Genomic DNA, 19,651 nt, shown 5'->3' with positions numbered 1-19,651 from the left:
TGGAGGGGCTCCTCGTACGCGATCCGACCCTGCCAGGGTCTTCCGGCTACTTCAGGACGGCCAGAGCGGCGTCGTAGCTGGGCTCGTCACCGATCTCGTTCACGAGCTCGGCGTGCAGCACCTTGTCGTTCTCGTCGAGAACGACGACGGCACGGGCGGTCAGGCCGGCCAGCGGGCCGTCCGCGATCTCCACGCCGTAGTTGGTGTGGAACTCCCGGCCGCGGAGCGTCGAGAGGTTCTTCACGTTCTCCAGGCCCTCGGCACCGCAGAAGCGCGCCTGGGCGAAGGGCAGGTCGGCGGAGATGCACAGCACCACCGTGTTCTCCACCTCGCCGGCCTTCTTGTTGAACGCGCGGACGGAGGACGCGCAGGTCGGGGTGTCGATGCTCGGGAAGATGTTGAGGACCTTGCGCAGACCGGCGTAGTCCTTCAGCGACTTGTCAGCGAGGCCCTCGGCGACGAGCGTGAAGTGAGGCGCCTGGCTTCCGGGAGCGGGCAGGCTGCCGTTGACCTGTACCGGGTTGCCCTTCAGCGTGACCTGGGCCATGGGGAATCTCCTTCGGGCGGTGTAGATGACAACGTGAGGAATCGTACGGCGTGCGGACCCGCGCGCCCGACGCGAGCCGCTCGAACGCGTTCATCGACCACCGATCCGGCCTTGTCCAGACCTCTTGACGCCCCCTTACCTCACTCCTTAAATCATGGGGTGACGAAGTAGGTTCGCCTCGCTCGGGTGAACGACCTGTCATGCCCATGACGCACCACCCTTCTTTCCTCCCCAGACCCACAGACCCCGCACGGAAGAGAGAGCCATGCCCTCCTCCCGCTCCCCACGGCGCCCGCTCTTCACCGCCGTGACGGCCCTCGCCCTCGCCGTGGCCGCCGCGGCACTCGGACTCGGCCCCACCGGCCCCGCCCCGGCCCTCCAGCCCACCGCCGCCACCGCCGCCGTGACCTTCTCCGACGACTTCGACGGCGCCGCCGGGCTCCCCGTGGACGGCACGCGGTGGCAGATCGAGACCGGCGACAACGTCAACAACCACGAGCGGCAGTACTACACGGCCGGCAACAGGAACGCCGCGCTCGACGGCCGGGGCCACCTCGTGATCACCGCCCGCAAGGAGAACCCGGGCAACTACCAGTGCTGGTACGGCCGGTGCGAGTACACCTCGGCCCGGCTCAACACGGCCGGCAGGTTCACCACCCGGTACGGCCATGTCGAGGCGCGCATGAAGGTGCCGCGCGGCCAGGGCATGTGGCCCGCGTTCTGGATGCTCGGCAACGACCTCGGGCAGGTCGGCTGGCCCGCGTCCGGCGAGATCGACGTCATGGAGAACGTCGGCTTCGAGCCGTCCACCGTGCACGGCACCCTGCACGGCCCCGGCTACTCCGGCTCCGGCGGCATCGGCGCCGCGTACACCCTGCCGGGCGGCCAGGCCTTCGCCGACGCCTTCCACACCTTCGCCGTGGACTGGTCGCCCGACCGGATCAGCTGGTCCGTGGACGGCACGGTCTACCAGACCCGTACGCCCGCCGACCTCGGCGGCCGTACCTGGGTCTTCGACAAGCCGTTCTTCCTCGTCCTCAACCTCGCGGTCGGCGGGTACTGGCCCGGCGACCCCGACGGCTCGACCGCCTTCCCGCAGCAGCTCGTCGTCGACCACGTCCGCGTCACCACCACGGACGGGCCCGGCGCCGCCGGACCGATCACCGGCGTCGGCGGCAAGTGCGTCGACGTGGCCGGAGCGAACCCCGCGAACGGGACCCCCGTCCAGCTCTACGACTGCAACGGGACCGGCGCTCAGCAGTGGACCGTGGGAGCGGACGGAACCGTACGCGCGCTCGGCAAATGCCTCGACGTCGCCTCCGGCGGCACGGCCGACGGGACACCCGTCCAGCTCTACGACTGCAACGGCACAGCGGCCCAGCGCTGGACCGCCAACGCCGCACGAGACCTCGTCAACCCCCAGGCCGGCAAGTGCCTGGACGCCACCGGCAACAGCTCGGCCAACGGCACCCGGCTGCAGATCTGGACCTGCACCGGGGGCGCGAACCAGAAGTGGACGGTGACGAGGTGAGCCGGTGACCGGATGAGTACGAGGGCCGGGTGACCGGGAACGAGGGGGGCCGGGCACGGTCCACCGGGCCGCATCGAGGCCTGCCCCGTCCCGCCACGTACGCTCGATCCCGTGCCACCTGCCCTCCGCCTCCACCGCGTCGCCGTCCTCGTGCTCGAAGGAGCGAAGCCGCTCGACGTCGGCATCCCCGCGCAGGTCTTCACGACCCGAGCGAGCATGCCGTACGAGGTGCGGGTCTGCGGCGCGGAACCCGGCCCGGTCACCGGCGGCGACGGACTCTCCTACGCCGTCGCCCACGGCCTCGACGCCCTCGCGTGGGCCGACATCGTCTTCGTCCCCGGCTACCGCTTTCCCGACCGCGACGACCCGCCGCGCGCCGTCGTGGAGGCGCTGATCGCGGCCCACGACCGGGGCGCGCGCCTGGCCGCGATCTCCACGGGCGCCTTCGCGCTCGCCGCGACGGGACTGCTCGACGGCAAGCGGGCCACCACCCACTGGCACTACACCCAGGCCCTCGCGGCGAAGCGCCCCCTCGTGCGGGTCGACGAGAACGTCCTCTTCGTCGACGAGGGCAGCGTGCTCACCTCGGCGGGCGCGGCCTCCGGCATCGACCTGTGCCTGCACATCCTCCGCGGCGACCTGGGGGTGGCCGCCGCGAACCACGCCGCCCGGCGTCTCGTCGCCGCGCCCTACCGCAGCGGCGGGCAGGCCCAGTACGTGCCGCGCAGCCTGCCCGAGCCGCTCGGCGAACGGTTCGCCGCGACCCGTGAGTGGGCACTGCACCGGCTCGGCGAGCCGCTCACCCTCGACACGCTCGCCCAGCACGCGGCCGTGTCGCCGCGCACGTTCTCGCGGCGCTTCGTGGAGGACACGGGCTACACGCCCATGCAGTGGGTGATGCGGGCCCGCGTCGACCTCGCGCGTGAACTCCTGGAGCGCTCGGAGCGGAGCGTCGAGCAGATCGCCGCCGACGCCGGGCTCGGCACCGGCGCGAATCTGCGGCTGCACTTCCAGCGCATCCTCGGCACCACACCGAGCGAGTACCGGCGCACCTTCACCCAGGGCGACTAGGGAGGTGGCCTCGTCCCCCTTCACCCACACCCGTCCACCACGAATCGTCGGGGTCCAGCCCCTCGGTGCGCATGGCGGGAAGCCGCCGATGTTCTTGGCGCGATCCTTGCGGACCATGGCGATCCCGCCTCTGTCGACAGGGGTTCCGCCGAGCGAACCTGGTGGCGACGCAGAAAGGGACACCTCATGACTCGCATCGCCATCAATGGTTTCGGCCGCATCGGACGCAATGTGCTGCGCGCACTGCTGGAGCGCGACACCGACCTCGAGGTCGTGGCTGTCAACGACCTGACGGAGCCGAAGGCCCTCGCGCGCCTGCTCGCCTTCGACTCGACCTCGGGCCGCCTCGGCCGGCCGGTGAGCGTCGACGGGGACACCCTCGTCGTCGACGGCCGTCGTATCAAGGTGCTCGCCGAGCGCGAGCCGGCGCAGCTGCCGTGGGCCGAGCTCGGCGTCGAGATCGTCCTTGAGGCGACCGGCCGTTTCACGTCGGCCAAGGCCGCCCGCGGCCACATCGACGCCGGCGCCGAGCGCGTCCTCGTCAGCGCGCCCGCCGACGGTGCCGACGTCACGCTCGCGTACGGCGTCAACACCGACGCGTACGACGCGGACCTGCACACGATCGTCTCGAACGCCTCGTGCACGACCAACGCGCTCGCGCCCCTCGCCAAGGTCCTCGACGACCTCGCCGGCATCGAGCACGGCTTCATGACGACGGTCCACGCCTACACGCAGGAGCAGAACCTGCAGGACGGCCCGCACCGCGACCCGCGCCGCGCCCGCGCCGCCGGCGTCAACATCGTGCCGACCTCGACCGGCGCCGCCAAGGCGATCGGCCACGTGCTGCCGAACCTCGACGGCAAGCTGTCGGGCGACTCGATCCGGGTGCCCGTCCCGGTCGGCTCGATCGTCGAGCTCAACACCACCGTCGCCCGCGACGTGACCCGCGAGGACGTCCTCGCGGCGTACCGTGCCGCCGCGGAGGGCCCGCTCGCCGGTGTCCTCGAGTACTCGGAGGACGCGCTCGTCTCCTCCGACATCACGGGCAACCCGGCCTCGTCGATCTTCGACTCGGAGCTCACCCGCGTCGAGGGCCGCCACATCAAGGTCGTCGCCTGGTACGACAACGAGTGGGGTTTCTCGAACCGCGTCATCGACACCCTCCAGCTGCTCGCCGCCCGCTGAGCCGACGCCGCTTTCCCGCTGCCCCCGCCGAACCACGGATTCGGCGGGGGCAGCGGCGTTCTCACGCGCTCCGGATCGCCGGGCCCGCGACCTGGCCTCGGCGCCGCGCGTACGGAGGGCGCCGGGGCGTTCCTTCGACGGACCGTCCCGGAGAAGACCTGGCCTCGGCGCCGCGTGTACGGAGGGCGCCGGAGCCGTGTGTCGTTCCCCCGTGTCAGCGGCGTACGGCCCGCAGCAGCAGGGTGGCGCCGAGGACCGGAACGCCCAGCGAGAACACGAGGAGCAGCAGGAGCTCCATCGGCCCGATCCGGGACGAGGCTCCGAGCAGGACGCCCAGGAGGACCACGACGGGCACGGCCACTCCGGTGACGGTTCCGATCAGCTTCTGACGGCTTTCCCACTGAGGTGCGCCCCAGAGCAGCACCAGGGCGGCGATCAGCGCGATCGCTCCGGCGTACGGGCTGATCAGGAGGAGCACTCCGGACGCGCCGAGGAGGATCGCGGTCAGCTTGGTGCGGCCGGGCGCGGACGCGGATCCGGCCGGCGTCTCCTCGGCGAGGGCGGAGGCGGCGACGGTACGCGGGTCCCCGAGGCCCGCCAGGACCGCGCGGACCTGGTCGTCGTCGTGCGCACCGCTGACCTCGACGTGCTCGCGGAGGTCCGCCAGGAGCTCGGCCCGGCGCTCGGCGGGCAGTCCGGCCGTCTCGCGCCCGACGGCGTCGAGGTAGGCGGCGACGAGCGGGTGGTCGATGGCGTTCATGCGGAATCCCCCTGTGGGTCGGTGAGGAAGTGGTCGACGGCGTCCCGGAACAGCGGCCACGCCCGGGCGAACTCGGCGAGGGAGGCCCGGCCGACGCTCGTGAGCGTGTAGTAGCGGCGTGGTGGACCGCTGGGGGAGTCACGCAGCTCGGTGTCGACGAGGCCTTCGCGCCGCAGCCGCGACAGCAAGGGGTAGATCGTCCCCTGGCTGGTGGTCATGACGCTGACCGCGGAGAGCTCGGCGACGAGCTCGACGCCGTACTTCGGCTCGTCCCTGAGCAGCGCGAGGACGCAGTACTCCAGCAGCCCCTTGCGGAGCTGGCTCGGGACCCTGCTGCCCGCCTCGTGCATTGCGTTACCAGGAACCATGTAATGCAAGGTAGTCGCCCGAGGGCCCCTCCGACAAGCCCGGCCCCCGGGACGGACCTCGTCCCGGGGGCCGACTCGTCGGCAGGCCGCCGCGTCAGCCCGCGGCCCGGTACGCCTCCGTCAGCTTGCCGACGGCGCCCGCCGGATCGCCGGTGAGCAGCAGGTGGTCCGCTTCGGCGAACGGCCCGGCGACGGCCTCCGTGACGTTCTGGCCGATCCGCTCCTGGACGATCAGCCGCGCCGCCGCGACGAGCCTCCGGGCCTCGGGGGAGCGGCCCCGGCCGGCCGCCTGGAGCGCCTTGGCCGCCACGCGCACCGTCCGCAGCGCGGGCTCCCCACCGGACGGAGCCGGAGTGAGCGTCGTCAGCCCCCAGCCGTACGGGTACTGCGGGTCATAGCTGCGGTCGCCCACGTTGATCGGCAGCTGCGCCTCCGACCTCGGCCAGGTCACCGGCAGCTGACCGGTGAACGGCCGCCTGCCGTAGAGGACGTCGGCGACACCGGCGCCCTCCGTGCCGGGCAGCCAGGACGCGACGAGCGCGTCGACGGCCGGCAGCCGGTCGCCGATCAACTGCGGCCGCCCGGACACCACCAGGACCGCGCACGGCATCGCCGCGCAGACCTTGTCCACCGCCGCCTTGTCGGCGGGGGTCAGTTCGAGGTCGTTGCCGTTGCCGACGTCGCCGAACCCCTCCGCATACGGGGTCTCGCCGACCACCACGACGCCGACGTCATAGCCGCCGGTCGGGGCGGAGGCGTCCTTCGACCAGGCGATGTCGGCGTCCGGCGCCGCCTCGCGCATCCCTTCGAGGATGGTGGTCCCGGTGGTCGTACGACCGGAGGAGCCCTGCCAGCTGATGGTCCAGCCACCGGCCTGGTTGCCCAGGTCGTCGGCGTTCGACCCGGCCACGTACACCTTCTGCGAGGGCTTCAGCGGCAGGACCGCGCCCTCGTTCTTCAGGAGCACCTGGGACTTCGCCACGGCCTCGCGTGCCACCGCGCGGTGCTCGGGGGAGCCGATCGACGGCAGGTTCGTGGTGTCCGCGTAGGGCTTCTCGAACAGGCCGAGGCGGAACTTCTGGGTGAGGACGCGGGCCACGGCGTCGTCGATCCGCGCGGTGGAGATCCGGTCGGCCTCGACCTCGGCGGTGAGGGTCCGGGTGAACTCCTGGTAGTTCGTCGGCACCATGATCATGTCGAGACCGGCGTTGACCGAGGTGCGCACGTCGCTGGGGTAGTCGCCGGGGATCTGGTCGATGGCCTGCCAGTCGCTGATGACGAAGCCCTCGAAGCCCATGCGGTCCTTGAGGACTCCGTTGATCATCTCGGCGTTGGCGTGCATTTTGACGGGCCCCTGGTCGTCGCCGAGCACGTCGAGCGACGAGTACGAGGGCATGACCGTGCCGGCGCCGCGCTTCACCGCCTCGGCGAACGGGGCGAGATGCACGGCTTCGAGCTCCGCGCGGGTGACCTTCGTGACGCCCTGGTCGATCGTGTACGAGCCGGTGGTCGAGGAGCCGAAGGCGGTGCCGCCGTCGCCGACGAAGTGCTTGGCGCTGGTGAGGACCTTGTCGTTCCGGTCGAGGTCCTTGCCGTTCCGCGCGCCCTGCATGCCGTTGATGACCGTCTCCATGGCGGTGACCAGTGCCGGGTCCTCGCCGAAGGCCTCGTAGGAGCGGCCCCAGCGCTCGTCGCGGGTCACGCAGACGCAGGGGGCGAAGTCCCAGGGGACGCCGGTGGCCCGTACCTCCTTCGCCGTGACGGCGCCGGTCCTCGCGGCCGACTCGGGATCGCGGCCGGCGCCGATGCCGATGTTGTGCGGCATGATCGTCGCCCCGATGACGTTGTTGTGACCGTGCACCGCGTCCACGCCGTAGATCAGGGGAATCTGGTAGCGGGTCGCCCGAGCACGCAGCTGGTACGCGTCGACCATCGCCGCCCACGCCTCCGGCGTGTTGGGGGTGGGGACCGATCCGCCGCCGGAGAGCAGGGACCCGAGGGCGTAACCGGCGATGTCGCCCGGCGCGCGCAGCGCGTTGCGCTCGGCCTGCGTCATCTGCCCGGCCTTCTCCGCGAGGGACATCCGGGAGAGCAGGTCCGCGACCCGCTTGCGTACCGGCAGCCGGGCGTCGAGGTACGGCAGGCCGTGCGCGTTCACCACGACGAGCGGGTTCTCCGCGGGGGCCTTGGCGCCGTCGACCGTCAGCCGGAGCGGAACGGTCTCGGCGGACTCGGCCGCACCGTCCTTCAGCGTCGGCACCGTGATCGAGCGGGTCGTGCCGGAGGGCGTCCCGGCGGGGAACACGACGCTGCCCGTCACGGGCCGGTAGTCCTTCCCGGGCTCGGCGCTGCCTCCGTCGCCCGTCTCGTACGTGACGGTGACGGGCTCACCGACCGGACCGGAGCCCGTGGTCGCCACGGAGACGTCGACCCGGGCGCTGCCGCCCTCGTCGACGGGATGTACGACGGACCGCGTGACCACCTTGGTGTTCAGGGCGGGCTCCGCCGTGCCGTACAGCTCCACGCCGTCCAGGGCGAACGCCCCCGGCCCGCCGGTGGGGAGCGTGACGGCGTACCCCCACATCCGGTCGAGGCCGAGGACCTGGTCGATGCCGCCGACGGGCTGGTAGTCGGTCCGGTAGGTGAACTCGGAGAACGGGATCTCGACGAGGTGCCACCCCTCCCAGTCGTCGGTGAAGGACGTCGTCCACAGCTCGGACGCCTCCCCGTTCGCTCCGCCGTCCTTGATCTCCAGGGCGATCCGCCGCCCCGATCCGGGAGGCAGCGGCGCGGTGTTCTGGCCGTACCACCAGAGCCGGATGCCCTTGTACGCGGTCCAGTCGTGGGCCGGCCGGTCGAAGGCGAAGTCGTGGGTGAAACCGCCCCAGCCGCCGATGTCGTAGCGGCCTTCGAGGACCTTGCCGCCCTCGGGCGCGTCGGGGCGTTCCGCCAGGGCGAGCGTGGGGTGGGACTGCGTGGCGTCGCCCCAGGTGAACAGGCCCTCGGCGGGCGGACTCGCGAACGGCACCTCGCCCTCGAAGCGGTCGACGGCCCGGGGAGCGGGCTCCTGGGCGGCGGCGCTCGGCAGACCGCCGGTGAGCAGGCCGGTGAGCACGGCGGTCACGGCGACCACCGCCGCGCTCACCGTCCTTCGGGAACGTGCGGGGGGCATACGGGCTCCTTGGAACAGGTACGGGGGACCGGGGAGGGACATGGTCAGGACGGGCTGTGGGTCCACTTCTGGTTGGCCCCGCCGGTGCAGGTCCAGATCTGCGCCCGGGTCCCGTCGGCGGAGGAGTTGCCGGTGACGTCGAGGCACTTGTCCGCACCCGTGTTGACCACGTCGTGCGTCGAGGCGTTGTAGGTCCAGCGCTGCGCGGCGGTGCCGTTGCAGTTGTACAACTGCACCCGCGCCCCGTCGGCCGTCGAACCGCCGGTGACGTCGAGACACTTGCCGAGGGCCCGTACGCTGCCGTCGGCGGCGACCGTCCAGCGCTGCGCCGCGGTGCCGTTGCAGCCGTACAGCTGGACGGGGGTGCCGTCGGCGGTGGCCCCGCCCGCCACGTCCAGGCACTTCCCGGCCAGTCCGGTCAGCGGCCCGGCGCCGCTCCCGCCGCCGGGCGTCCCCGCCCAGGCGAAGGTCGCGGTGGTACGGGCGGGCAGCGCGTACGTGAAGGACTGGCCGCCCCAGTCGACCCGGACGGACTGGGCGGAGGTGCCGCCGTTGTGGGCGATGAGCGCCTTGGTGCCGTCGGAGTTGCGCCAGGCCACGTTCCGCACGGTGCCGTTGGCGGTCGAGGCGATGCGGTACGCCCCGGGCCTGACGAACTTGGTCAGGTGGCCCGTCGTGTAGTACTCGATCGTGTAGTCGACCTGCCCGGCGCGGGCGCCGCCCTCCTGCACGGTGATGAGACCGGTGCAGGTGCCGCAGCCGCCGTTGTGCGGGCCCATGTCCTGGTTGAGAGCGAGGCTCCACTTGACGAGGCTGCCGCTCCAGTTGCGGGCGTAGCCGACGATGTCGTTGAGGTCCTCGTTGTGCTGGTTCGCGATCCAGGTGCCGCCCGAGTGCTCGGTGCTGAACTGCCTGACCGTCGGATACTGGTCGTGGACCTGGGTGCCGACGGCCGGGTCGCCGAAGTAGCCGTGCCAGGCGATACCGCCGAAGAGGGGGTCGTTGCGCACCCCCGCGTCGCTCAGGATCCCGGCGCCGAAGTTCGCGTAGTCGCCGTAGTTCCAGTCGTGGACGAGGACCTTGGTGGTGATGCCGGCTGCTCGGAAGGCCGGGTAGACGTGGTTCTTGGTGAACTCGACGAGCCCGGCCGGGTTCCAGCTCATGCCCGGGTAGTTCATGGCGGTGGGGTTGCCGGCCTGACAGCAGTTCGGCTCGTTCTGCACGGAGAGGTAGTCCACCTTCACCCCGGCGGCCTGGTAGCTCTGCACGTACTTGACCAGGTACTGGGCGTACAGCGGGTAGTACTCCGCCTTCAGCCAGCCCATCTGGTCCATCCGGCCGTTGTCCTTCATCCAGCCGGGGGCGCTCCACGGCACGCCCTTGACCCGCAGCGCGGGGTTGAGCTGCTTGGCCTGCGCGGTCAGCAGCCGGACGTTCGTGTCGTAGCCGTTGGACCCGAAGTCGTTCAGGTCGCAGCAGGTGTCGTCGAGGGAGACGTTCCCCGGCCGGGAGAGGTCCGAGGCGCCGATGGGATTGCGGACGAAGGAGAGGCCGATGCCCTCGGTCGGCGAGAACAGCTTGCGCATCACCTCGTCGCGGGTGGCCGCGCTGACGGCGCCCCCGCGCAGCAGATGGGCGGTCGTGTCGGTGATCGACGCTCCGCCGCCCTCGTACTGCTGGTAGGTGGTGCTCTCGTCGACGGTGATCGTGTGGTTCGCGGTGCCACCGGCCGGGCCGAACGAGAGGGGCGCCTGCAGGGCGAGACCGCGGGTGACGGTACGGCCGCCGGAGTCGGACGTGGTGGTGAGCCAGACGTCGACGCGTTCGCCGGCGGCCTGCGCGGTGCCGGGACCCGCGAGGACCAGGCTGCCCGCGACGAGGGCGCCGGCGGTGAGCGCGGTGAGGGGCCGGTGGCGGCGGGCCCGGTGATGAAGGACTCGGGGACGGGGGGCTGTTCCTCGTCTCCCCCCTCGGAGGAACGCGAGACCCCACATAAGTGTGTTATGCACCTGACAACCCTTTCGCCGTTCCGCGCCGCGGCGGATCGCAACAGCAGGCCTTTTATCAAGGTTTGAAGTTATGGGTCCCCTCGGAGGCCGTCAACCCTTCGGATCCGAAAGCCAAGCAGCTCTCGCGCCCCGGTTGCGTTTGTCACGTGCAAGGAGTGGAGAACGACGCAACTCGCTTGCGCGGCTTGCGATACTCTTGCGCTCATGACGCGACGACTTGCTCAAGTGGCCAAGAAGGTGGGAGTCAGCGAGGCGACGGTCAGCCGCGTCCTCAACGGCAAACCCGGTGTCTCCGAGGCGACACGGCAGTCCGTGCTCACCGCTCTCGACGTGCTCGGTTACGAGCGGCCCACGCAGCTGCGCGGAGAGCGCGCGCGTCTGGTCGGGCTCGTGCTCCCGGAGCTGCAGAACCCCATCTTCCCGGCGTTCGCCGAGGTCATCGGCGGCGCCCTCGCGCAGCAGGGCCTGACCCCGGTGCTGTGCACACAGACCAAGGGCGGCGTCTCCGAAGCGGACTACGTGGACCTCCTCCTCCAGCAGCAGGTGTCCGGAGTCGTCTTCGCCGGCGGACTGTTCGCGCAGGCGGACGCGCCGCACGACCACTACCACCAGCTGGCCGAGCGCAACATCCCGGTGGTCCTCATCAACGCCTCCATCAAGGGGCTCAACTTCCCCTGTGTCTCCTGCGACGACGCCGTCGCCGTCGAGCAGGCGTGGCGCCACCTCGCCTCCCTCGGCCACGAGCGGATCGGCCTCGTCCTCGGCCCCGGCGACCACGTCCCCTCGCGCCGCAAGCTCGAAGCGGCCCGGGCCATGGTCGAAGCCGCCGGCGGAGAACTGCCGGACGAGTACGTCGTACGGTCGATCTTCTCGCTCGAAGGAGGCCAGGCCGCGGCCACCCGCCTCCTGGAGCGGGGCGTCACCGGGATCGTCTGCGCCAGCGATCCGCTCGCCCTCGGCGCCATCAGGGCCGCGCGCCGCCGGGGACTCTCCGTCCCCTCGCAGGTGTCGGTCGTCGGCTACGACGACTCCGCCTTCATGAACTGCACCGAGCCTCCCCTCTCCACGGTGCGCCAGCCCATCGAGGCGATGGGCCGGGCCGCCGTCGAACTGCTCTGCGCCCAGATCTCCGGCACTCAGACGGATCCCGGAGAGCTCCTCTTCGAGCCCGAGCTCGTGGTGCGCGGGTCGACCGCGCCGCCGCCGACCGTCTGACGCTTCTCCGCTCCGTTCCTCGGCTCCGGCGCCGGGGAGGCCTTCGTGCCTCCTCGGCGCCGGAGCCGTTCGTCGTTGACCTGCGGGGATGTGAGCCCTCAACCCCCGGTTCTGCCACGGCTGTTGACAAAGCGGTGACCTGCTAGAAACCTGACACCCCGGCGGCGCAAAAGATTAACGAAAATGCTCAATAAGTCTGTATCTCGCCGTCATTCATTGTCAGAGTTCCGCTGGGTTCCTGGCGAGAGGCCCTGTGCCGGCTCCGAGCCGTGGCCCAGCAGACGGAGAGGCCCCTATGAGAGGCACCATCCTGAGCCGGCGGCTGACGGTCGGCGTACTGATAGCCGCACTGTTCGCCCTCGGACTCCTGCCCGTCACCGCGTACGCGGCAGCCGCACCCAACCTGGCCCTCGGCAGAACCGTGACGGCGGGAGGCGCCCACGGGGCGTATCCGACGGGCAACGTCACCGACGGAAGCCAGCAGTCCTACTGGGAGGGCCCGGCCGGGTCGTTCCCCCAGTGGGTCCAGATCGACCTCGGCGCCGGAACGCGCGTCGACGGCGTCGTCCTGAAACTCCCCACCGCCTGGGAGGCCCGCTCCCAGACCGTCGCCGTGCTCGGCAGCACCGACGGCGACACCTTCACCACCCTCGCCGCGCCCCAGTCACGGGCGTTCACGCCCTCCTCGGCGAACACCGTCACCCACGCCCTCACCTCCACGACGGTCCGGTACCTCCGGATCCAGGTGACGGCGAACACCGGCTGGAACGCGGCCCAGCTCTCCGAGGTCGAGGTCTACGGCGAGAGCGACCAGGGAGGACCGGTCGACCCGCCGCCCCCGGGCACCAACCTGGCGCGCAACAAGCCCATCGAGGCGACCTCGACGACCCAGACGTACGTCGCCGCCCACGCCAACGACGACAACACCGCCACCTACTGGGAGTCCGCAGGCTTCCCCTCCAGCCTCACGGTGAAGCTCGGTGCCGACGCGAACGTCACCGCCGTCGTCGTCAAGCTCAACCCGGACCAGGTCTGGGGCCCCCGGACGCAGGCGATCCAGGTCCTCGGACGCGCACAGGACGCCTCAGGCTTCAGCTCACTGAAGGCCCGCGCCGACTACGTGTTCAGCCCCGGCACCGGACAGAACACCGTCACCATCCCCGTCACCGGCCGCTACGCCGACCTGCGGCTGACCTTCTTCTCCAACACCGGCGCCCCCGGCGCCCAGGTCGCGGAGTTCCAGGTCGCGGGCACGGCGGCGCCCGGCCCGGACCTCACCGTCACCGATCTGACCTGGTCTCCGTCCACCCCCTCCGAGACGGACGCCGTGACCGTCAACGCCACCGTGCGCAACGCCGGCACCGCGGCGGCCGCCGCCACGACCGTCCAGGTCAGCGTCGAAGGTGCCGTGGCCGGTTCCGCCCAGGTCGGCGCGCTCCCCGCCGGAGCCTCGGCGACCGTCCCGGTGGCCGTGGGCAAGCGGCCCATGGGCTCGTACACCGTCTCGGCGGTGGTCGACCCGACCGACACCGTCCCGGAGCAGGACAACGGGAACAACAGCCGGACGGCCGCCACGAAGCTGGTCGTCGGCCAGAGCCCCGGCCCCGACCTGCGGGTCACCGGGATCACCAGCAACCCGAGCAGCCCCGCCGTCGGCTCCGCCGTCACCTTCACCGTCGCGGTCCAGAACCGCGGCACGACCACCGCCGCCGGCACGGTCACCCGTCTGACGGCGGACACCACCACCCTCAACGGCACGGGCTCCATCGGCGCGGGCCAGACGGTCAACGTGCCGATCTCCGGCAGCTGGACCGCCACCTCCGGCGGCGCCACGCTCACCGCGACCGCCGACGCCATGGGCACCCTCACCGAGACCGACGAGACGAACAACGTCTTCTCGCGCTCCCTCGTCGTGGGCCGGGGCGCCGCCGTTCCGTACACCGAGTACGAGGCGGAGGACGCCCGCTACCAGGGCACCCTGCTCACCGCCGACCAGAAGCGGACCTTCGGGCACACCAACTTCGCCACCGAGTCCTCCGGCCGCAAGTCGGTCCGGCTGGGCGCCACGGGTGAGTTCGTCGAGTTCACCTCCGCCAACCCGGCCAACTCCATCGTCGTCCGCAACTCCGTGCCCGACGCGGCCACGGGCGGCGGCGCCGACGCCACGATCAGCCTCTACGCCAACGACGTCTTCGTCCGCAAGCTCACCCTTTCGTCCAAGCACAGCTGGCTCTACGGAAGCACCGACGACCCCGAAGGACTCACCAACCGCCCCGGCGGCGACGCCCGGCGCCTCTTCGACGAGTCCCACGCCCTGCTCGCCCAGTCGTACCCGGTGGGCACGGAGTTCCGCCTCCAGCGCGACGCGGGGGACGCCGCGTCCTTCTACATCATCGACCTGATCGATCTGGAGCAGGTGGCGCCCCCGGCCGCCAAGCCGGCGAACTGCGTCTCCATCACCGAGTACGGCGCCGTCCCCAACGACGGCATCGACGACACCGACGCCCTCCAGCGCGCGGTGACCGCCGACCAGAACGGCCAGATCCCCTGCGTCTGGATCCCCGCCGGCCAGTGGCGCCAGGAGCAGAAGATCCTCACCGACGACCCGCTGAACCGGGGCCAGTTCAACCAGGTCGGCATCCGCGACGTCACCATCCGGGGCGCCGGCATGTGGCACTCCCAGCTGTACACGCTCACCCCGCCGCACGAGGCGGGCGGCATCAACCACCCGCACGAGGGCAACTTCGGTTTCGACATCGACCACAACACCCAGATCTCCGACATCGCCATCTTCGGCTCGGGCACGATCCGCGGCGGCGACGGCAACGCCGAGGGCGGCGTCGGCCTCAACGGACGCTTCGGCACGGGTACGAAGATCAGCAACGTCTGGATCGAGCACGCCAACGTCGGCGTCTGGGCCGGCCGCGACTACTCCAACCTCCCGGAGCTGTGGGGACCCGGAGACGGCCTTCAGTTCACCGGCATGCGGATCCGCAACACCTACGCCGACGGGATCAACTTCGCCAACGGCACCCGCAACTCCACCGTCTTCAACTCGTCCTTCCGCAACACCGGCGACGACGCCCTGGCCGTCTGGGCCAGCAAGTACGTCAAGGACACCTCGGTCGACGTCGGCCACGACAACCACTTCCGGAACAACACCATCCAGCTGCCCTGGCGCGCCAACGGCATCGCGGTCTACGGCGGCTACGGCAACACCATCGAGAACAACATCATCTCGGACACCATGAACTACCCCGGGATCATGCTGGCGACCGACCACGACCCGCTGCCCTTCTCCGGACAGACCCTCATCTCCAACAACGCCCTGCACCGCACCGGCGGCGCGTTCTGGAACGAGGACCAGGAGTTCGGCGCCATCACCCTGTTCGCCCAGGGCCAGCCGATCCCCGGCGTCACCATCCGTGACACCGACATCCACGACTCGACCTACGACGGCATCCAGTTCAAGACGGGTGGCGGCGAGATGCCGGACGTGAAGATCACCAACGTCCGCATCGACAAGTCGGTCAACGGCTCCGGGATCCTCGCGATGAGCGGCGCCCGCGGCAGCGCGACGCTGACGGGCGTGACCATCACCGACTCGGCCGAGGGCGACGTGCTCGTCGAGCCCGGTTCCCCGTTCGTCGTCCACAGGGCCGGCTGAAGCCCGTGACCCCGAATCGAGGACACAGATGACCCTCCGCAACCGCGGATCACGGTGGCTGAGAACCGTGATCGCGACGAGCCTCCTGGCGCTGGGAGGCCCCCTGGCGGCCGCCCATGCGGCGGGCGGCCCCAACATCGCCCTGGGCGACGCCGCCGCGGCGTCCGGATCCCACGCCGAGTACGGCGCCGCGAACATCACCGACGGCAACCAGGGAACGTACTGGCAGAGCGCCGGCAGCACCCTGCCCCAATGGGTCCAGGTCGACCTCGGCGCCACCACCCGCGTGGACGAGGTGGTTCTGAAACTGCCCGCCGGCTGGGAGAGCCGCAACCAGACGCTGTCGGTCCAGGGCAGCGCCGACGGCACGAGCTTCGCCACCCTCAAGAACTCCGCCTCCTACACCTTCGCCCCGGGCGCGGCCAACACCGTGACGGTCTCCTTCCCGGCCACCCAGGCCCGGTTCGTACGCGTCGACATCACCGCCAACACCGGCTGGCAGGCCGCCCAGCTCTCCGAACTCGAGGTCCACGCGGCCGACGGGTCCTCGGCCAACCTGGCGAGCGGCCGCACCCTGACCGCGAGCAGCCACACCGAGGTGTACACGGCGGGCCACGCCAACGACGGCAACCGGGCCACCTACTGGGAGAGCGCCAACAACGCCCTCCCGCAGTGGATCCAGGCCGACCTCGGCTCGTCCGTCCGCGTCGACCGGGTCGTCCTCCGGCTCCCCGACGGCTGGGGCGCGCGCAGCCAGACCCTGAAGATCCAGGGCAGTGCGAACGGCACCGCCTTCACCGATCTGACCGCCTCCCAGGCGTACACCTTCGACGCCGCCGGGGGACGGGCCGCGACGATCACCTTCGACGCGACCACCATCCGGTACGTCCGGGTCCTCGTCACGGCGAACTCCGTCCAGCCCGCCGCCCAGCTCTCCGAGCTGGAGGTCTACGGGCCGACCTCGGGCGACACCCAGGCACCGTCCGCGCCCGCGAACCTCGCCCTCACCCAGCCGGCCACCGATCAGATCCGGCTGACGTGGAACGCCGCCACCGACGACACCGGTGTCACCGGCTACGACATCTACGCCAACGGCACCCTGCTGACCAGCGTCGCCGGGAACATCACCACCTTGACCGACACCCGGCCGGCGAACCAGACGGTCACCTACCGCGTCCGAGCCAAGGACGCGGCGGGCAACCAGTCCGCCGACAGCAACGCCGTCACCCGCGCCGGAAGCGGCGGTGGAGGCTCCAACCTCGCCGTCGGCAAGGAGATCAACGCCTCCTCCACCGTCCACACCTTCGTCGCGGCCCACGCCAACGACAACAACACCAGCACCTACTGGGAGGGCGCCGGCGGCAGCTATCCGAACACTCTGACCGTCAAGCTGGGCTCCAACGCCGACGTCAACAGCCTGGTCCTCAAGCTCAACCCGGACACGGCCTGGTCGACCCGCAGCCAGACCGTCGAGGTCCTCGGCCGCGAGCAGAGCGCCACCGGCTTCACCGGTCTCGTCGCCGCGAAGAGCTACACGTTCGACCCGGCGGGCGGCAACACCGTCACCCTCCCCGTCTCCGCCCGGGTCGCCGACGTCCAGCTGAAGTTCACCGCCAACACCGGTTCCGCGGCGGGCCAGCTCGCCGAGTTCCAGGTTGTCGGCGTCCCCGCCCCCAACCCCGACCTCGAGGTCACCGGACTCACCACCACGCCCGCCTCTCCCGTCGAGTCGGACCCGATCACCGTCACCGCTACCGTCCGCAACAGCGGACCGGCCGCCGCACCGGCCGGCGCCGTCGCGCTGCGCCTCGCGGGCACCAAGGTCGCCACCGCGCAGGTCGGCGCCCTGGCCGCCGGTGCCCAGACCACGGTCAGCGCCTCCATCGGAGCGCGCGACGCCGGCAGCTACCAGCTCAGCGCCGTCGCCGACGAGGCGAACGCGATCATCGAGCAGAACGAGTCCAACAACACGTACACCCGACCCACCCCCCTGGTGGTCACGGCGGTGTCCAGCTCCGACCTGGTCGCCGCCTCCGTGACGACCTCGCCGTCCAGCCCGGCCGCCGGTGACACGGTCACCTTCAAGGTGGCCCTGAAGAACCAGGGCACCGCGGCGAGCGCCGCGGGCGCCCACGGCGTCACCCTCACCCTGACGGATTCGACGGGCGCCACCGTCAAGACCCTGACGGGCACCCACAGCGGAGCGCTAGCGGCCGGTGCGGGCGCGGAGGTGAACCTCGGCCCGTGGACGGCGGCCAACGGCTCCTACACGGTGAAGACGGTCGTCGCCGACGACGCCAACGAACTCCCGGTCAAGCGCGCCAACAACACCTCCACGCAGCCCCTCTTCGTCGGACGCGGCGCGAACATGCCGTACGACATGTACGAGGCGGAGGACGGCACTGTCGGCGGCGGAGCCACCGTCGCCGGGCCCAACCGCACCGTCGGTGACATCGCCGGCGAGGCCTCCGGCCGCAAGGCCGTCAGCCTGGACGCGACGGGGGAGTACGTCGAGTTCACCACCCGGCGCTCCACCAACACCCTGGTGACCCGCTTCTCCATCCCGGACTCCCCGGGCGGCGGGGGCATCGACTCCACGATCAACGTCTACGTCGACGGCGTCCTGAAGAAGGCGATGCCGCTGACGTCGAAGTACGCCTGGCTGTACGGCGCCGAGACCGCGCCGGGCAACTCCCCGGGCTCCGGCGCCCCCCGGCACATCTACGACGAGGCGCACCTCCTCCTCGGCGAGACCGTACCGGCGGGCAGCAGGATCCGGCTCCAGAAGGACGCCGCGAACACCTCCACGTACGCGATCGACTTCGTCAACCTGGAGCAGGTCGCACCGGTCGCGAACCCCGACCCGGCCACGTACACCGTGCCCACCGGATTCAGCCACCAGGACGTACAGAACGCCCTGGACAAGGTCCGCATGGACACCACGGGCACGCTCGTCGGCGTCTACCTGCCGCCGGGCGCCTACCAGACGTCCAGCAAGTTCCAGGTGTACGGCAAGCCCGTCAAGGTGGTGGGCGCCGGACCGTGGTACGCCCGGTTCCACGCTCCGTCCACCCAGGACAACACCGACGTCGGCTTCCGTGCCGAGGCGGCCGCCAAGGGCTCGCTCTTCAAGGGCTTCGCCTACTTCGGCAACTACACCTCGCGGATCGACGGGCCGGGCAAGGTGTTCGACTTCGCCAACGTGTCGGACATCGTGATCGACGACATCTGGAACGAGCACATGGTCTGCCTCTACTGGGGCGCCAACACCGACCGGATCACGATCAAGAACTCCCGCATCCGCAACATGTTCGCCGACGGCGTCAACATGACGAACGGTTCGACGGACAACCACGTCACCAACAACGACGCCCGGGCGACGGGCGACGACAGCTTCGCCCTGTTCTCCGCGATCGACGCCGACGGCGCCGACATGAAGAACAACGTCTACGAGAACCTGACCTCGACCCTCACCTGGCGGGCCGCCGGGGTGGCCGTCTACGGCGGCTATGACAACACCTTCCGCAACATCCACATCGCCGACACGCTCGTCTACTCGGGCATCACCATCTCCTCCCTGGACTTCGGCTACCCGATGAACGGCTTCGGGACCGGACCCACGACCTTCGAGAACATCTCCGTCGTGCGGGCGGGCGGTCACTTCTGGGGCTCCCAGACCTTCCCCGGCATCTGGGTGTTCTCCGCCTCCAAGGTCTTCCAGGGCATCCGGGTGAACCACGTGGACATCGTCGACCCCACCTACAGCGGGGTGATGTTCCAGACGAACTACGTGGGCGGCCGGCCGCAGTTCCCCATCAAGGACACCGTGTTCACGGACGTCTCCGTCACGGGCGCGCGCAGGAGCGGTGACGCCTTCGACGCGAAGTCCGGGTTCGGCCTCTGGGCCAACGAGGTGCCCGAGTCGGGGCAAGGGCCCGCCGTGGGGGAGGTGACCTTCAACGGGCTGCGGCTGAGCGGAAACGCCGTGGACATCCGCAACACCACCTCCACGTTCAGGATCAACGTCAACCCGTAACCCGTCCGCTCTCCAGCGAGGCCGATGCAGGTGGCTTGCAGCCACTTGCATCGGTCTTGCGTGCGTTCTGGCCGGGCCCCGCCCCATACC

At 70.8% G+C, this 19,651-nt stretch carries 11 protein-coding genes; 6 read left to right on the top strand and 5 right to left on the bottom strand.

Annotated elements, in window-relative coordinates:
• Positions 1-46: 46 nt before the first annotated feature.
• Positions 47-547 carry a thiol peroxidase gene (tpx, locus tag ACFVYX_RS14240; RefSeq protein WP_389681628.1) on the bottom strand — a complete coding sequence of 167 codons (501 nt, stop codon included), beginning with the start codon at positions 545-547 and terminating at the stop codon, positions 47-49.
• Between the two features lie 265 nt (positions 548-812).
• Here tpx and ACFVYX_RS14235 point away from each other — a divergent pair, with 265 nt between their 5' ends.
• The 3 genes from ACFVYX_RS14235 to gap all read left to right on the top strand — a co-directional run bounded on the left by ACFVYX_RS14235 (position 813) and on the right by gap (position 4,334).
• On the top strand, positions 813-2,078 hold the full coding sequence (locus tag ACFVYX_RS14235) for an RICIN domain-containing protein (RefSeq protein ID WP_389681627.1): 1,266 nt from the start codon (positions 813-815) through the stop codon (positions 2,076-2,078).
• 111 nt (positions 2,079-2,189) lie between these two features.
• Complete coding sequence (locus ACFVYX_RS14230; RefSeq protein ID WP_389681626.1) at positions 2,190-3,149, top strand: GlxA family transcriptional regulator; 960 nt, start codon at positions 2,190-2,192, stop codon at positions 3,147-3,149.
• 186 nt (positions 3,150-3,335) lie between these two features.
• Complete coding sequence (gap, locus tag ACFVYX_RS14225) at positions 3,336-4,334, top strand: type I glyceraldehyde-3-phosphate dehydrogenase (RefSeq protein ID WP_389681625.1); 999 nt, start codon at positions 3,336-3,338, stop codon at positions 4,332-4,334.
• Positions 4,335-4,548: 214 nt separating this feature from the next.
• Here gap and ACFVYX_RS14220 read toward each other — a convergent pair whose 3' ends face one another.
• The 4 genes from ACFVYX_RS14220 to ACFVYX_RS14205 form a co-directional block, all read right to left on the bottom strand.
• Positions 4,549-5,094: an HAAS signaling domain-containing protein gene (locus ACFVYX_RS14220; RefSeq protein WP_389681624.1), complete on the bottom strand. Its 546-nt coding sequence runs from the start codon at positions 5,092-5,094 to the stop codon at positions 4,549-4,551.
• Positions 5,091-5,462 (bottom strand): PadR family transcriptional regulator, encoded by a 372-nt coding sequence (locus ACFVYX_RS14215; RefSeq protein ID WP_389681623.1) that lies wholly within the window; start codon positions 5,460-5,462, stop codon positions 5,091-5,093. The genes ACFVYX_RS14220 and ACFVYX_RS14215 overlap by 4 nt, the downstream gene beginning before the upstream one ends.
• Before the next feature lie 94 nt (positions 5,463-5,556).
• Entirely contained in the window at positions 5,557-8,634 is a 3,078-nt protein-coding gene (locus ACFVYX_RS14210; protein ID WP_389681622.1) for a glycoside hydrolase family 3 N-terminal domain-containing protein, read from the bottom strand.
• 44 nt (positions 8,635-8,678) lie between these two features.
• Positions 8,679-10,643 carry a lectin gene (locus ACFVYX_RS14205; protein ID WP_389681621.1) on the bottom strand — a complete coding sequence of 655 codons (1,965 nt, stop codon included), beginning with the start codon at positions 10,641-10,643 and terminating at the stop codon, positions 8,679-8,681.
• Positions 10,644-10,847: 204 nt separating this feature from the next.
• Here ACFVYX_RS14205 and ACFVYX_RS14200 point away from each other — a divergent pair, with 204 nt between their 5' ends.
• The 3 genes from ACFVYX_RS14200 (at position 10,848) to ACFVYX_RS14190 (ending at position 19,561) form a co-directional block, all read left to right on the top strand.
• Entirely contained in the window at positions 10,848-11,858 is a 1,011-nt protein-coding gene (locus ACFVYX_RS14200) for a LacI family DNA-binding transcriptional regulator (RefSeq protein WP_389681620.1), read from the top strand.
• A gap of 295 nt (positions 11,859-12,153) precedes the next feature.
• The gene (locus ACFVYX_RS14195) at positions 12,154-15,525 is read left to right on the top strand and encodes a CARDB domain-containing protein (protein WP_389681619.1); all 3,372 of its coding nucleotides are present in this window, start codon (positions 12,154-12,156) and stop codon (positions 15,523-15,525) included.
• 28 nt (positions 15,526-15,553) lie between these two features.
• A complete protein-coding gene (locus ACFVYX_RS14190) occupies positions 15,554-19,561 on the top strand; it encodes a discoidin domain-containing protein (RefSeq protein WP_389681618.1) in 4,008 nt (1,335 codons plus the stop codon).
• Positions 19,562-19,651 lie beyond the last annotated feature (90 nt).

It is taken from the genome of Streptomyces sp. NPDC058326, from assembly GCF_042879855.1.
Lineage (GTDB): Bacteria > Actinomycetota > Actinomycetes > Streptomycetales > Streptomycetaceae > Streptomyces.
This window is presented reverse-complemented; position numbering and strand designations above follow the sequence as displayed.

Excerpts from the sequence above, each read along its gene's own strand:
- tpx (WP_389681628.1), bottom strand. The coding sequence starts at position 547 with ATGGCCCAGGTCACGCTGAAGGGCAACCCGGTACAGGTCAACGGCAGC.
- ACFVYX_RS14235 (WP_389681627.1), top strand. The coding sequence starts at position 813 with ATGCCCTCCTCCCGCTCCCCACGGCGCCCGCTCTTCACCGCCGTGACG.
- gap (WP_389681625.1), top strand. The coding sequence starts at position 3,336 with ATGACTCGCATCGCCATCAATGGTTTCGGCCGCATCGGACGCAATGTG.
- ACFVYX_RS14220 (WP_389681624.1), bottom strand. The coding sequence starts at position 5,094 with ATGAACGCCATCGACCACCCGCTCGTCGCCGCCTACCTCGACGCCGTC.
- ACFVYX_RS14215 (WP_389681623.1), bottom strand. The coding sequence starts at position 5,462 with ATGGTTCCTGGTAACGCAATGCACGAGGCGGGCAGCAGGGTCCCGAGC.
- ACFVYX_RS14210 (WP_389681622.1), bottom strand. The coding sequence starts at position 8,634 with ATGCCCCCCGCACGTTCCCGAAGGACGGTGAGCGCGGCGGTGGTCGCC.
- ACFVYX_RS14200 (WP_389681620.1), top strand. The coding sequence starts at position 10,848 with ATGACGCGACGACTTGCTCAAGTGGCCAAGAAGGTGGGAGTCAGCGAG.
- ACFVYX_RS14195 (WP_389681619.1), top strand. The coding sequence starts at position 12,154 with ATGAGAGGCACCATCCTGAGCCGGCGGCTGACGGTCGGCGTACTGATA.
- ACFVYX_RS14190 (WP_389681618.1), top strand. The coding sequence starts at position 15,554 with ATGACCCTCCGCAACCGCGGATCACGGTGGCTGAGAACCGTGATCGCG.